The organism is Curtobacterium sp. RM9 (genome assembly GCF_054956955.1).
Map to the genome: position 1 here is coordinate 3,095,971 of NZ_CM143271.1, position 13,548 is coordinate 3,109,518.

Annotated in this window: 11 protein-coding genes; 9 read left to right on the forward strand and 2 right to left on the reverse strand. The window is 72.3% G+C overall.

Going from position 1 to position 13,548, the window contains the following annotated elements:
- The first annotated feature begins 52 nt into the window (after nucleotides 1-52).
- The 4 genes from ACY3FI_RS14680 (at nucleotide 53) to ACY3FI_RS14695 (ending at nucleotide 3,497) form a co-directional block, all read left to right on the forward strand.
- Entirely contained in the window at nucleotides 53-1,684 is a 1,632-nt protein-coding gene (locus tag ACY3FI_RS14680) for a RecQ family ATP-dependent DNA helicase (RefSeq protein ID WP_462548349.1), read from the forward strand.
- A 255-nt stretch (nucleotides 1,685-1,939) separates the two neighbouring features.
- Nucleotides 1,940-2,233: a hypothetical protein gene (locus ACY3FI_RS14685; RefSeq protein ID WP_462548350.1), complete on the forward strand. Its 294-nt coding sequence runs from the start codon at nucleotides 1,940-1,942 to the stop codon at nucleotides 2,231-2,233.
- Nucleotides 2,234-2,283: 50 nt separating this feature from the next.
- Complete coding sequence (locus ACY3FI_RS14690; RefSeq protein ID WP_462548351.1) at nucleotides 2,284-2,649, forward strand: hypothetical protein; 366 nt, start codon at nucleotides 2,284-2,286, stop codon at nucleotides 2,647-2,649.
- A gap of 23 nt (nucleotides 2,650-2,672) precedes the next feature.
- Nucleotides 2,673-3,497 carry an oxygenase MpaB family protein gene (locus tag ACY3FI_RS14695; protein ID WP_462548352.1) on the forward strand — a complete coding sequence of 275 codons (825 nt, stop codon included), beginning with the start codon at nucleotides 2,673-2,675 and terminating at the stop codon, nucleotides 3,495-3,497.
- Here ACY3FI_RS14695 and ACY3FI_RS14700 read toward each other — a convergent pair.
- Nucleotides 3,470-3,979 carry an FHA domain-containing protein gene (locus tag ACY3FI_RS14700; RefSeq protein ID WP_462548353.1) on the reverse strand — a complete coding sequence of 170 codons (510 nt, stop codon included), beginning with the start codon at nucleotides 3,977-3,979 and terminating at the stop codon, nucleotides 3,470-3,472. The two genes, ACY3FI_RS14695 and ACY3FI_RS14700, sit on opposite strands and share 28 nt — an antisense overlap.
- A 118-nt stretch (nucleotides 3,980-4,097) precedes the next feature.
- On the opposite strand from ACY3FI_RS14700, the gene ACY3FI_RS14705 reads away from it, so the two are divergent.
- From ACY3FI_RS14705 to ACY3FI_RS14725, 5 genes are all read left to right on the forward strand, one after another.
- Nucleotides 4,098-4,391, forward strand: coding sequence for a WXG100 family type VII secretion target (locus ACY3FI_RS14705; protein WP_058725445.1), 294 nt, complete (start codon nucleotides 4,098-4,100; stop codon nucleotides 4,389-4,391).
- A 56-nt stretch (nucleotides 4,392-4,447) separates the two neighbouring features.
- Nucleotides 4,448-5,191: a hypothetical protein gene (locus ACY3FI_RS14710; RefSeq protein WP_462548354.1), complete on the forward strand. Its 744-nt coding sequence runs from the start codon at nucleotides 4,448-4,450 to the stop codon at nucleotides 5,189-5,191.
- Between the two features lie 243 nt (nucleotides 5,192-5,434).
- Nucleotides 5,435-9,808, forward strand: a complete 4,374-nt coding sequence (locus tag ACY3FI_RS14715; protein WP_462548355.1) for a type VII secretion EssC family protein — start codon at nucleotides 5,435-5,437, stop codon at nucleotides 9,806-9,808.
- 84 nt (nucleotides 9,809-9,892) lie between these two features.
- Nucleotides 9,893-10,531: a pyridoxal 5'-phosphate synthase gene (locus ACY3FI_RS14720; protein WP_462548356.1), complete on the forward strand. Its 639-nt coding sequence runs from the start codon at nucleotides 9,893-9,895 to the stop codon at nucleotides 10,529-10,531.
- Between the two features lie 67 nt (nucleotides 10,532-10,598).
- Nucleotides 10,599-11,093, forward strand: a complete 495-nt coding sequence (locus ACY3FI_RS14725) for a GNAT family N-acetyltransferase (protein ID WP_462548357.1) — start codon at nucleotides 10,599-10,601, stop codon at nucleotides 11,091-11,093.
- On the opposite strand, the gene ACY3FI_RS14730 is transcribed toward ACY3FI_RS14725, so the two are convergent.
- The gene (locus ACY3FI_RS14730) at nucleotides 11,090-13,540 is read right to left on the reverse strand and encodes an ATP-dependent helicase (protein ID WP_462548358.1); all 2,451 of its coding nucleotides are present in this window, start codon (nucleotides 13,538-13,540) and stop codon (nucleotides 11,090-11,092) included. The genes ACY3FI_RS14725 and ACY3FI_RS14730 overlap by 4 nt on opposite strands.
- Between the last annotated feature and the right edge of the window lie 8 nt (nucleotides 13,541-13,548).

The following is a 13,548-nucleotide window of genomic DNA, read 5'->3' on the forward strand; positions in this document are numbered from 1 at the left end:
GGGGGACGCAGTGCCGAGCGACCCACCAGCGAGCGACGGGCACGGTCGACGGGTGGACAAGCAACTCCGTACCCGTACCGCCGACGTCTTCGGCTGGACCCTGCACCCCGAGCAGGAGCAGGTCGTCGACGCCGTGCTCGACGGCCGCGACGCCCTGGCGCTCATGCCGACGGGCTCCGGGAAGTCCGCGATCTACCAGGTCGCAGCCCTCGCCCTCGACGGCGCGGTCGTCGTCGTCTCGCCGCTCGTCGCCCTGCAGGAGGACCAGGTCGTCGGCATCGAGGACCACCCGGACGCACCCCGCGCGGTCACGATCAACGCCACCCGCGGCGCACGCGAACTCACCGACGCCTGGGACGCGGTCGCCTCCGGCGAGGCCCGCTACGTCTTCCTCGCCCCCGAGCAGCTCGCGAAGGACGAGGTCGTCGACCGCCTCCGCGAGGCCGGCGTCGCCCTCGTCACCGTCGACGAGGCGCACTGCGTGTCGAGCTGGGGCCACGACTTCCGCCCCGACTACCTCGTGCTCGGCGAGGTGATCGAACGGCTCGGGCGCCCCCCGGTCCTCGCGATGACCGCCACCGGGTCCGCGCCCGTGCGCGCCGAGATCGTCGAGCGGCTCGGCATGCGCGACCCGCTCGTCGTCGCCACCGGCTTCGACCGGCCGAACCTGCGCTTCGAGGTGGTCCGGCACGCGGACGACGAGTCGAAGCGCGAGGCCGTGGTGGAACAGGTCGTCGGGCTCGAGGGAGTCGGCATCGTCTACGTCGCCACCCGCGCCGAGACCCTGGTCTACGCGGACGAACTCGTGGAGAGCGGCCGCCGGGCGAAGGGCTACCACGCCGGTCTCCGTGTCCGCGACCGCGAGCAGGTGCACCACGAGTTCCTCGACGGCGACCTCGACGTGGTCGTCGCCACGAGCGCGTTCGGCATGGGGATCGACAAGCCCGACGTCCGGTTCGTCGTGCACGCCGACGTCCCCGAGTCCGTCGACGCCTACTACCAGGAGGTCGGTCGTGCCGGGCGCGACGGTGACGTCGGGCTCGCCACCATGCACTACCGCGCCGAGGACCTCGGACTCCGCCGCTTCTTCGCGTCCGGCTCGCCGCGACCCGCGTCGCTCCGTGCCGTGTTCGACGCCGTCCCCGCCGACGGATCCCTGGCCCGGTCGGAGCTCGCCGAGCGCTCCGGACTGGCCGCGCGCACCGCGGGACGGTCGGCCAACGCGCTCGTCGACGCCGGCGCGCTCGACGACGGCGAGGACGGCCTGCGCCGTCGACCGGACGGCCCGACCGACGCCGATGCGGCGGCCGACCTCGCGAAGGCGCAGGCGAAGGAGCGCGAGGAGATCGAGGAGTCCCGGATCGCGATGATGCGCCGGTTCGCCGAGACGTCCGGCTGCCGCCGGCAGTTCCTGCTGGGGTACTTCGGCGACGAGCTCGCCGAGCCCTGCGGCAACTGCGACACCTGCACGTCCGGGACCGCCTACGACGACGACGCCCACGGAGCGGACGGGGCGAACGACGACGCCTGGCCGCCGGAGTCGCCGGTCGAGCACGCACAGTGGGGCCGCGGCACCGTGATGAGCACCGAGGACGACCGCGTGACGGTGTTCTTCGAGTCCGCCGGGTACAAGACGCTCGGCCTGGCCGACGTCGAGGAGCGGCACCTGCTCGAGCGCGTCTGACCGGTGCCCGTGCAGGGGAAGGCGCGGTCGCTCGACCACCCGTCGGCGACCGCGCTCCACTCCCCCGAGCACGGGAAGTGTGCCTCGCTCCCGTGACCCGGAGGTGGCCCGCAGGTGAACACCGTGCGAAGCGGCCAGGCCCGGGCAGCACGGCGTCCGCGCCAAGCGCCCGGGGACCTGGCGGCCCGCGCACCGAGCCGAGGACGTCCGCAGCCACGAGGCGTACACAGGAAGCCCCCGACGGAAGGACACCGCATGAGCGACCCCGGCATCAGCCCGGTCGACGACTTCGACTCGCAGCAGCGCCGCGAGGACGACATCGACCGCGAACACGTGGGCCCGTACGAGGTCGACGAGTCCGAGGACTCCCTCGAGACAGTGACCAACGACGCGGTCGCCGGTGAGACGGTCGACCCGCAGCCGGGCGACGGCACCGACGACGGCCCCACCGGAGGCGCGCCGGTCGAGGGCTCGCCGGACCTGTGGGAGCACGACTCCGACGAGGACGGCCGCAACCTCGCGACCGAGGACGGCTCCGGCCCCCTCTGACGAGCACCTCGTCCCCACGACCGCGGAGCACGGCCCAGTACGATCGGGCCGTGCTCCGCGTCGTCCGTGACCGCCTCCGCCGCATGCCCGCGGTGGCCCGGCTGGTCGCCCTCGCGGCACTGCTCCTGGTCGCCGCCGCCGCGCACACCGGTGTGCAGTCCGGCGCGGGCGCCGTCTGGCTCCCGCTCCTCGTCGCCGGCGTCGCGCTCGCGGTGGTGTCCGGAGCCGTCGCACACGCCTGGCCGCTGCCCGCCGTGTGGCTGGTGGTCACGCTGCTCGCCGCGAGCGGCTCGCCGGAGGTCCGGCCCGGCTGGCTCGTCCCCGCCCTGGCCAGCGGCGGCCTCGCCCTCGCTGCCGCCCTCGCGTTCGACCTCGCACCCCGCCGACGGACGCGACGTCGCGGGGGTCGACGGTGACCCGCCGACGGTCTGGAGGCGCGGTGCCGGACGTGCCTCGCGCCTCCCGTCCGGTGGGCGGTCGCGTCCACGACCGCGCCCTCCGTCGACTGCTGGCCGACAGCACGCCGGTCGCGGCCGGTGGCCGCGCCATCCTGCTGCAGATCGCCGACCCGGTCGTGGCTGCCGGCGTCCGCCGGCACTCCGACTTCGCCCGGCGGCCGCAGCAGCGGCTCGCCCACACGCTGATGTTCGTCTACGCCGTCGTCATCGGCAGCGAGGCGGACGCCGCGACGGCCGCCGCGTTCGTGCACCGCGCGCACCGGCCGGTCGCGGGTGCCGACGACGTCGCCCGGCAGCGGTGGGTGGCCGCCACGCTGTTCGACTCCGCCCGCGCCACCCACGCCCTGCTCGCCGAGCCGCTCGCACCCGACGTCGCCGAGGCGGTCCTGCGGGCGTACGCACCCATCGCCACCGCACTGCGCGTGCCCGAGGACGGCTGGTTCGACTCCGTCGCCGACTTCGACCGGTACTGGGCGGCGACCCTGCCGACGCTCGACGTGACCGACGACGCCCGCGGGGTCGTGCGCGACCTGCTGCACCCGCGGTTCGCGCCGCTGTGGGTGCGCGCGGCGATGCCGCTCGTCCGGGTGGTGACCGTCGGCATGCTGCCCGAGCAACTGCGGACGGCGTACGGCTTCGCGTGGGGGCCGCGCGAACGGCGGCGCTTCCGGCGGGTCGTGCGTGCGGTCCGCGTCGCGCGCGCACTCGTCCCGGGGTGGGCGCTGCGCCTGCCCGGGCCGCTGCTGCTCCGTGCGATGCGGCGGGTCGGGCGACGTGCTCAGCCAGCGAGGACGCGGACGGCGTAGTCGCCCACCATCACCACGTCGCCGGGCCGTGCCACGACCTGCGCGCCGCCGATGCTCGCCTCCTGCGCCCCCGACGCCCGCACCACGACCGTGCCGTTCGCCGAGCCGAGGTCCTCGACGACCAGGCCGCCGTCGCCCGTCGGACGCAGGGCGGCGTGCTCACGCGACACCGAGCGCCCAGGGTCGTCCAGCAGCACGGCGCGCCGGCCGGGGACGGTGGGGACACGACGGCCGAGCACCACCGGGTGGTCCAACGGGACCACCTCGCCGGGACCGACCTCGAGCACGAGCCGCGGGACGACGCCGATCGTGGGGAGTGCGTACTCCGACCGCACCTCGGTGTCCGGTGTGCGGTCGGACGCCGGCGCAGACGGCAGCACCCACGCCCGGGACAGGTACCCGGCCTCGCGGTCCCGCGTGACCTCGGCGCTCGTCACCACGGGCCGGTGCGGCGTCTCCTCGTCCTTCCGACGTCGAGCCACGGCCTCCCCCTCGTCCACTTCCTCGTCCGAACCGGTGCGAGATGCAACCGGATCAAGTATGGTCGAAACGGCCGGGGGGCTCCCGGTACATCAGATACCGCATCGGGAGGGTATGCACATGGCAAACGTCAACGTCACCTACGACGATCTCCGCAACCAGGCTTCGCAGCTGCGCAACGGCCAGAAGGCCATCGAGGACCAGCTCAGCCAGCTCAAGAGCCAGATCGACAACCTCGTCTCGTCGGGGTACGTCACCGACAAGTCGTCGAAGGCCTTCGACGCCACCTACTCGGAGTTCAACTCCGGTGCCACGCAGACGATCCAGGCGATCGACGGCATGGCCGGCTTCCTCGAGAGCGCGGCGAACACGCTCGAGTCGACCGACGAGCAGCTCGCCTCCAGCATCGGCTGAGAGCGGGACTCGACGGTGATGGCCGGTGCCCACGGGCGCCGGCCATCGCTCTCGGTGTGACGGGACGGAACGCACTGCCGCGGCAGCCGCGGAGGCGAGCATCGACTCGTCGGCGTGCGGCGCTGCGAGCGAGGAGTTCGCCAACGACAGGAACATCCGGCGGCGTCGTCTCCAGGAGTCGATCGAGGCCGTGGCCGAGAAGGGGAGAACTCCTGGTGGGACTCGAGTTCGACTACGTCGATGCGTGGACGAAGTTCGTCGAGGGCGACCCGCTCGCGACCGCGCGCGCTGCGACCGCGAACGTGGTCAGCCACCTCCACGGGCCCGTTCCGAAGCGTCTCGAAGCATCACTGCAGAGGGCCATGACCGAACTGGCTCGACTCCGCGACGACGTCGATGCTCACGACTTCTTCGTCCTGACGACCGACACTCCGGTGGTCGAGCTGCTCGCGTACACGGTCGTCCAGTACTTCCCCGGACTCGATGCTGCCGGCCGAGCGGTCGACGACGCGCTCGTGCCGCTCGCCGAACGGACCATCGATCCCGATGTGACGACCGTCACGACGGCGCTCGGTCGCGCGACGCGGATCCTCGACCGGACGGAGACGCCCGCTCGCTCGATCCTGCGACGCGCGGTCCCCTCCACGACGATCCGCTGGGTCCAGCCCGTCGAGCAACTCCCGGATCCGCTGACCGCGGTTCTGACCACCTTCATCCCGAAGCGGGCGGACGAGGCGTTCACTGCGCCCTTGGTGGATCGGTTCGCACTCGGGCTGCTGGTCACTCCGGACCCAGCGTGACGAGGACGGAAGAGCACGGCACTGCGACCACCGTGTCTGCTCCGTGACCGCGTACCCGGCTGGACGAACAGGCGTTCCTGCACCGCGCCTCCAGTCCGTCCTCATTCCCACGAGCCGGACGCGACCAGGCCCGCTCGCCGCGGGAACCTGCGAGAATCGACGCATGAGCGGCAGCACGACGCTGCGGGGGGCCTCGTCGGGGCGCTCTGCGACGACCACGGACCACAGCACGGAGCACTCCGCGTGCGCGTGACCTTCACCGCCGCGCACCTGCCGTCCGGTGCCTCGGCCGACTTCGTCGTCGAGTGCGACGAGGACACGCTCCTCGGTGAGGTCGTCGAGGTCGTGGCCCGGCGTCTCGGACAGGGGGCCGCGCCGGTCGTCGACGTCGCGGTCGACGCCGTGCCGACGACCCCGCACGCCCGGGTCGGCGACGGTGTGCTCCTCGAGGGCGCACGCCTGACCTTCGGGGGCCCGGCTCCGGTGCTCCCGCTGCCGGACGACCTGCCGAGCGTCCGGATCGTCGGCGGCCCCGGTGCGGGCACCGTCGTGGTGCTCGACGCGGGCATCGCGCACGTGGGGTCGGCCCCGGACGCCACGGTCCGGCTGCCAGACCGATCCGCGCCCGACTACGCCGCGGTGCTGCGGCTCGACCTCAACCGGCACTTCACGGTGGTCCCGACCCAGGGGTCGCGGGTCCTCGTCGACCGCACCGAGATCGACACCGAGACGCCGGTCGGACCGGGCAGCATCGTCACCATCGGCGACACGCTGCTCTCCGTCGCGGTGCCGGACGCGGACCGCGCAGCGATCACCCTGACGCCGGGGGGCGGTTCCCTCGACTACACGCGACCGCCGCGCCTGCTGCCGGAGGAGAACCCGACGGTCTTCAAGCTGCCGGCCGCTCCCGGACAGCAGAGCCGTCGCTCCATCCCCATCATCGCCGCGCTCGCCCCGCTCGGCATGGCGGCCGTGATGATCTCGATCTTCCACAACGTCGCGTACCTCGCGTTCGGGCTGATGTCGCCGATCATCATGTTCGGCAACGCCTGGTGGGACCGTCGGAACGGCAAGAAGACGCACCGGCAGCGCGTCGCAGAGTACGAGGAGACCAAGAAGGCGGTCGAGGCGGACGCCCTGGAGGCAGTGGTGCGGTACCAGCGCGAGCTGCGGACGAGCGCCCCCGACCCGGCGACCGTCCTCGACGTCGCGGTGCGACGTCGCGCCCGGCTGTGGGAGCGCCGTCGCACCGACCCCGACTACCTGACGCTCCGCGTCGGCACCGCGGACGTCCCGTCCGGGGTGGTGCTGGAGGACCTCTCCGCGTTGGAACACCGACGCGCGGTCGACAAGCTGGCAGAGGACGTGCCGGTGGTCGTCGACCTCGCCGAACGAGGCGTGGTCGGCGTCGCCGGTCGCGAGGAACACACCCGACACCTGACGTCGTGGTTCGTCGCGCAGCTCGCGGTGCTGCAGAGTCCCCGCGACACGCAGTTCGTGGTGCTGACCGACGCGCAGTCGGCGGAGGAGTGGGCGTGGACCCGCTGGGTCCCGCAGGCACGTCCGGGCTTCGGGCAGGACGCGGTCATCGCGATCGGCAACGACGCGGAGTCCCTCGGAGCACGCGTGGCGGAGCTCGGGCAGCTCATCGACGTGCGGCAGCGGGCGATGCGCGAGTCGAACATGCGAGGCGTCCCGGGTCCCGACGTCGTCGTGGTGCTGGACGGTGCCCGGAGACTCCGCGCGCTCCCCGGCCTCATCCGGATCCTCAAGGAGGGACCGGGCGTCGGCGTCCGCGCGATCTGCATCGAGGGCGAGGCGCGGCTCCTTCCCGAGGAGTGCTCGGTCGTCGTGACCGTCGGTGCCGAACGCATCCGGGTCGCGGCCCAGCGGCAGGCGACCATCGCGGACGTGCGCCCCGACCGGATCCCGGACGGCTGGTTCGAGACCGTCGCCCGGGCCCTGGCACCGATGGTCGACGCCGACGACGAGAGCGACGCCGGTGGGCTCCCGACGGCATCCCGCCTGCTGGACGTCATGCTGCTCGAACCGCCGACGGCGAGGGCGATCACCGGCAAGTGGAGTGCCCGGCCGCGCACCACCGAGGTGGTCGTCGGTGAGAGTCTCGACGGCCCGTTCGCGTTCGACCTCCGGCGGGACGGTCCACACGGGCTGGTCGCCGGCACGACCGGCTCTGGCAAGTCCGAGTTGCTGCAGACGATCGTCGCGTCGCTCGCGGCGACCAACACGCCCGAGGGGATGAACTTCGTCCTCATCGACTACAAGGGCGGCGCAGCCTTCCGCGACTTCGCGCCCCTGCCGCACACCGTCGGGATGGTGACCGACCTCGACACCCACCTCGTCGAGCGCGCCCTCGAGTCGCTCGGCGCCGAGCTCCGTCGCCGCGAGCACCTGCTCGCCGATGCCGCGGCAAAGGACATCGAGGACTACGTCGAACGGCTCGGCCGGGGTGAGCCGCTCCCGCCGATGCCGCGGCTGCTCATCGTGATCGACGAGTTCGCGAGTCTCGTGCGCGAGCTCCCGGACTTCGTCACCGGTCTCGTGAACATCGCGCAGCGCGGTCGCTCGCTCGGCATCCACCTGATCCTCGCCACGCAGCGCCCGACGGGCGTGGTGTCGAACGACATCCGGGCGAACACCAACCTCCGCATCGCGCTGCGCGTGACGGACTCCAGCGAGAGCACCGACGTCATCGACGCCGGCGACGCGGCGCAGATCCAGAAGAGCACGCCGGGCCGCGGCTACATCCGCCTCGGCGCGGGCGCGCTGCTGCCGTTCCAGTCCGGCCGGGTCGGCGGTCGCCGACCGGGCCTGACGTCGGACCGCCGCCGTTCCGTCTGGGTCGGCTCCGTCGCGTGGTCCTCGCTCGGGACGACACCGCCGACGCCGCCTCGGTCCGAGGAACAGCGCGCCGACGACCGCACCGACCTGCAGGAGCTCGTTGCGGCCGTGACCGAGGCGTCCTCGACGCTCGGCGGTCCGGCACCGTACCGACCGTGGCTCGACGCGCTGCCGGAGACGCTGCTCTTCACCGACGTCAACGACACGGCGTGGGAACTCGACCAGGGCGGTTCGGCGGACGCACGGGTCAGTCCGCTCCCGTTCGCCCTCCAGGACTTCCCCGCGGAGCAGGCACAGCGCGTGCGGAGCCTCGACCTCGACTCCGACGGACACCTGTCCGTCATCGGGGCACCCCGGAGCGGCCGGTCGCAGGTGCTCAGGACGATCGCCGCGGCGATCGCGCGCAACACGTCCACCGCTGACGTGCACCTGTACGCGCTCGACTGCGGCAACGGCGCGCTGTTGCCGATGCAGGCACTCCCGCACACGGGTGCCGTGGTGCAGCGCGTGCAGACGGAGCGCGCGCAACGGCTCCTCACGAAGCTGACCCAGGAGCTGGCGCGGCGGCAGCAGGTACTCGCCGACGGTGGGTTCGCGAGCATCGTCGAGCAGCGTGCGGCGGCGGTCTCGCCGACCGGCCGGCTCCCCCACGTCGTCTTCATGCTCGACCGGTGGGAGGGCTTCGTCGGGTCGCTCGGTGAGCTCGACCACGGCGCACCGACCGACCAGGTGATGACCCTGCTGCGCGAGGGCGCGAGCGTCGGCATCCACGTGGTCATGACGGGCGACCGGCAGCTGCTGTCCAGCCGCATGGCCACCCTGGTGGAGGACAAGCTGGTCCTGCGCCTGTCGGACCGGGCCGACTACGGGCTGGCGTCCCTCAACCCGCGGAAGCTACCGGAACAGGTCCCGGACGGTCGGGCCTTCGCGTCCGAGACGGGTACCGAGACGCAGGTGGCGCTGCTCGCGGCTGCCGGCACCGGCCAGTCGCAGGCGGCGGCGATCACCGCCCTCGCGACCTTCGCGACCGAGCGCGACCGCGGCGTCGAACGTGCTCGTCGACCGTTCCGCGTCGATCAGCTCTCCGGGCCCGTGCCCTTCGACCGGGCGTGGGAGATGCGGACGGACGATGCCGCCCTGTTCGCCCTCGTCGGCGTCGGTGGCGACGACCTCGCCGCCGTCGGCCCCGACCTGGCGGCCGCCGGCTCGTTCGTCGTCGGTGGGCCGCCGAAGTCCGGCCGGAGCAGCGTGCTGCTGTCGATCACCCGCTCGGTGCTGCGTGGGGGCGGCGAGGTCGTGCTCGTCACCCCGCGCCAGTCACCGCTCCGGTCCCTCGCGGACGAGCCCGGCGTGCTCGCATCCCACGAGGGGGCCGACCTCACAGAGGACCTCCTCGCCCCGTGGTTCGACGGGCAGCCCGGTCGGCGCGTGCTCGTGATCGACGATGCCGAGCTCGTCAAGGACGCACCGGCGAAGTCGTGGCTGCAGGGCTTCGTCAAGCGTGCGGCAGACCGCGGGCAGGCGATCGTGGCGGGTGGCTCGACCGCCGAGTTCGGGGTCGGCTTCACCGGCTGGCAGGTCGACATGAAGCGTGCGCGCTCGGGTGCGCTGCTCAGCCCGCAGGCGATCACCGAGGGAGACCTGCTCGGGTTGCGGCTGCCCCGGAGCAGCATCGTGGACCGCGTGCAGGTGGGTTCAGCGATCGTGCACCTCGGCGACGGCGAGCTGGTTTCGGTGCAGGTCCCGACGCCCTGACGACCGGTCGTCCGTACGCCGTCGCGCGTCCGGCGTCCCCCGCCGACCTGGACGTGGACCGGCCGAGCGCGGTTGGCTGGGGGCATGTCCGCTTCGCTGTCCGGTGACGACTCCCTGCTCCTGCCCGAGTTCGACGCCCCGCCCGCCTCGCCGATCGACCTCGCCCGGAAGTGGCTCGACGACGCCGCCGAGCGAGAGGTGTCCGAGCCCATGTCGATGACGTTCGCGACCGCGGGATCCGACGGCCGGGTCAGCGCGCGCACCGTCGACGTCAAGCGCCTCGACGACCGTGGGCTCGTGTTCGGCACCTCGACACTCAGCCCGAAGGGGCGGCAGCTCGGGGAGAACCCGCACGCCGCACTGCAGGTCTACTGGCGCGAGACGATGCAGCAGCTCCGGTTCGAGGGCCGCGCCGTGCAGCTCTCCGACGCCGAGTCCGATGCCCTCTTCGCCGACCGGTCCCCGAAGTCCCGCGCGGCGACCGCGATCGCCGACCAGTCCGCGGTGCTCGAGCCCCGGACGCTGCAGGACCTCATCGACGACGCGAACGTGCTCCTCGACGAGTCCGACGACGACGTGCCCCGCCCCGACGGGTGGGTGGCGTGGCGGTTGGAGCCGGACGTGGTGGAGTTCTGGCACGGCAGCCGCGACCGGATGCACCGGCGCCTGCAGTACGCGCACGCCGCCGGCGGCGCCTGGGACGTCGCGCGGTTGCAGCCGTAGGACGACGCGCGGGCCCCGCCGGGCCTCGTCGCGTGGCCGGCCGTCGACACCGCGGTAGCGTCGACGGATGGGGACCACACCCGCGCTCACCGTCCGGCCGGCCGACGTGCAGGACGCCGACGCGATCGCCGCCGTGCACGTGCAGGCCTGGCGCGAGGCGTACGCGCACCTGCTGCCGCCGGCGTTCCTCGCAGCACTCGACGTCGATGCAAGGGCCGCTCGGTGGCGCGGGATCATCGCCGAACCGGACGTCGACGTGCTGGTGGCGACGGTCGACGACGCGGTCGTCGGCTGGACGTCTGCCGGCCCCGGACGCGACGTTCCGCTCGTCCGGGACCGCGAGCTGGAGGGCATCTACGTCCTCGCCGCGCACCACGGTTCCGGCGCCGGACAGGCGTTGCTCGATGCCGTGCTCGGCACCGCGCCCGCGTTCCTCTGGGTCGCCGAGGGCAATCCCCGTGCCGAGGCGTTCTACCGACGCAACGGCTTCGCGCGTGACGGCGCGGTCAAGCACGAACCGATCGGACCGCACGGCCTCGACGCGGTCCGGATGGTCCGCTAGAGCTTGTCGATCGGCGCGATCTTGATGAGTAGCTTCTTGCGTCCCGCCGAGTCGAACGCGATCTCGGCGATCCGCTTCGCGCCCTGACCGGTGACCGCCGACACCGTCCCCTCGCCGAAGTCGACGTGCTTGATCCGGTCGCCGGCCACGAGTTCCATGTCACCGTTGTCGCGGACCTGTCCGGACACCCGGTTCGCCCACTCGGTCTTGGGTCGGGTCTTCGCCGCCGCGGCCGCTCGGTCGTAGGAGCCGCCGCCGAAGCCGCCGCCTCCGCGGTACCCACCGCCGCCCGATCCACCACCGAGACCACCCCGGCGGGCGTTCAACGCGCGGGGCTCGGTGCCGCCGCGGCTGTTCGCCATGCCCGGCGACTGCTTCCACTCGATGAGCCCCTCGGGGATCTCCTGCAGGAAGCGGGAGGGCATCGCCACGTTCACGTCGCCGAACTGCGCGCGGGTCATCGCCAGCGACAGGAAGAGCGACTTCTTCGCCCGGGTGATGCCGACGTAGAACAGCCGGCGCTCCTCGGCCGGGCCGCCCGGTTCGTTCGCGGACATCCGGTGCGGCAGCAGGTCCTCCTCGACGCCGGTGAGGAACACCGCGTCGTACTCGAGGCCCTTCGCCGTGTGCAGCGTCATGAGCGACACCGTGCCGGACGAGTCGTCGAGCTCGTCCGCCGCCGCGACGAGGGAGACCTCGGTCAGGAAGTCGGACAGCGTGCCCTCGGGGTTGTTCTTCTGGAACTCGCGCGTCACCGCGACGAGCTCGTCGATGTTGTCCGCGCGGGCGGCGTCCTGCGCGTCGGGCGACTTCCGCAGGTTCTCGAGCAGGCCCGACCCGTCGAGCAGCTGCGTGAGGGTGTCGACCACGGGCTGCGTCTGCGCCCGCGAGGCGACGTCGTCGAGCAGGGCCGCGAACGCCGTGATCGCGTTCCGTACCTTCGGGCCGAAGCCGAGCTCCTCCGCATGCCGGAGCGCGTCGCGCATCGTCGTGTCGTGCTCGTCGGCGAACCGCTGCAGGGTGGTCTCGGTCACGGCACCGATGCCGCGCTTCGGCACGTTGAGGATGCGGCGCAGGGCCAGCGGGTCGGCCGGGTTGGCGACGGTGATCAGGTACGCCATCGCGTCCTTGATCTCGGCGCGCTCGTAGAACTTCGTGCCGCCGAGCACCCGGTACGGGATCGCCGACCGGATGAAGATCTCCTCGAGCGCACGGGTCTGCGAGTTCGTCCGGTAGAAGACGGCCATGTCGCGGTAGGACATGCCGTCCTCGTGCAGCCGCTGGATCTCGTCCGCGACGAACTGTGCCTCGTCGTGGCCGGTGTACCCGGTGAAGCCGACGATCTTGTCCCCGGCCCCGACGTCGGTGAACAGGTTCTTCGCCTGCCGGTCGAAGTTGTTCGCGATCACCGCGTTGGCGGCGTCGAGGATCGTCTGGGTCGACCGGTAGTTCTGCTCGAGCAGGATCACCTTCGAGTTCGGGAAGTCCCGCTCGAACTCGACGATGTTCCGGATGTCGGCACCGCGGAAGGCGTAGATCGACTGGTCCGAGTCGCCGACGACGGTGAGCGACGCCGGGGCGATCGACCCGTCGGCCTCACGCATCCGGGCGACGTGCTGCCCGGCGTCCTCGAGCCTGTCGACCTGCTCGACGGGGACCGGGCGCGTGAGCTCGCGGATGAGCGAGTACTGCGCGTGGTTCGTGTCCTGGTACTCGTCGACCAGGATGAACCGGAAGCGACGCTGGTACAGCGCCGCCACCTCGGGGAAGGCACGGAACAGGAAGACCGTCTGCCCGATCAGGTCGTCGAAGTCGAAGGCGTTCGCCCGGCGCAGCTCGTTCGTGTACCGCCGGAAGACCTCCGTGAACATGACCTCTTGTGGGTCGTTCGCGTTGATGTTCCGGGCGTAGGTGTCGATGTCCTGCAGCTCGTTCTTGAGCTTCGAGATCTTCGAGGCCGCCGCACCGACGGTCAGCCCGAGCGAGTCGGCCTCGAGCTCCTTGATGATCCGCTTGAGCAGGGCCCTCGAGTCGGCGGAGTCGTAGATCGTGAACGACTGCGCGAACCCGAAGCGCTCGGCCTCGCGCCGGAGGATGCGCACGCACGCCGAGTGGAACGTGGAGATCCACATGCCCTCGGCCGCCTGCCCGACGAGGGCCTGCACGCGCTCGCGCATCTCGGCCGCGGCCTTGTTCGTGAACGTGATCGCCAGGATCTGCGACGGCCAGGCCTCGCGGTTGGCGAGCAGCAGTGCGATGCGGCGGGTGAGGACGCTGGTCTTGCCTGATCCCGCGCCCGCGACGATGAGCAGGGACTCACCGCGGTACTCGACGGCTTCCTTCTGCTGGGGGTTGAGACCCACGGTGAAGGGGTCGTCGTACCCGCCGGCGCGGTTGCCCGCGCCCGGCTCGGGGGACTGGTCGAAGGGGTCGAGCACGATCGTCATGACCGGGC

Excerpts from the sequence above, each read along its gene's own strand:
- ACY3FI_RS14685 (WP_462548350.1), top strand. The coding sequence starts at position 1,940 with ATGAGCGACCCCGGCATCAGCCCGGTCGACGACTTCGACTCGCAGCAG.
- ACY3FI_RS14705 (WP_058725445.1), top strand. The coding sequence starts at position 4,098 with ATGGCAAACGTCAACGTCACCTACGACGATCTCCGCAACCAGGCTTCG.
- ACY3FI_RS14720 (WP_462548356.1), top strand. The coding sequence starts at position 9,893 with ATGTCCGCTTCGCTGTCCGGTGACGACTCCCTGCTCCTGCCCGAGTTC.
- ACY3FI_RS14725 (WP_462548357.1), top strand. The coding sequence starts at position 10,599 with ATGGGGACCACACCCGCGCTCACCGTCCGGCCGGCCGACGTGCAGGAC.
- ACY3FI_RS14730 (WP_462548358.1), bottom strand. The coding sequence starts at position 13,540 with ATGACGATCGTGCTCGACCCCTTCGACCAGTCCCCCGAGCCGGGCGCG.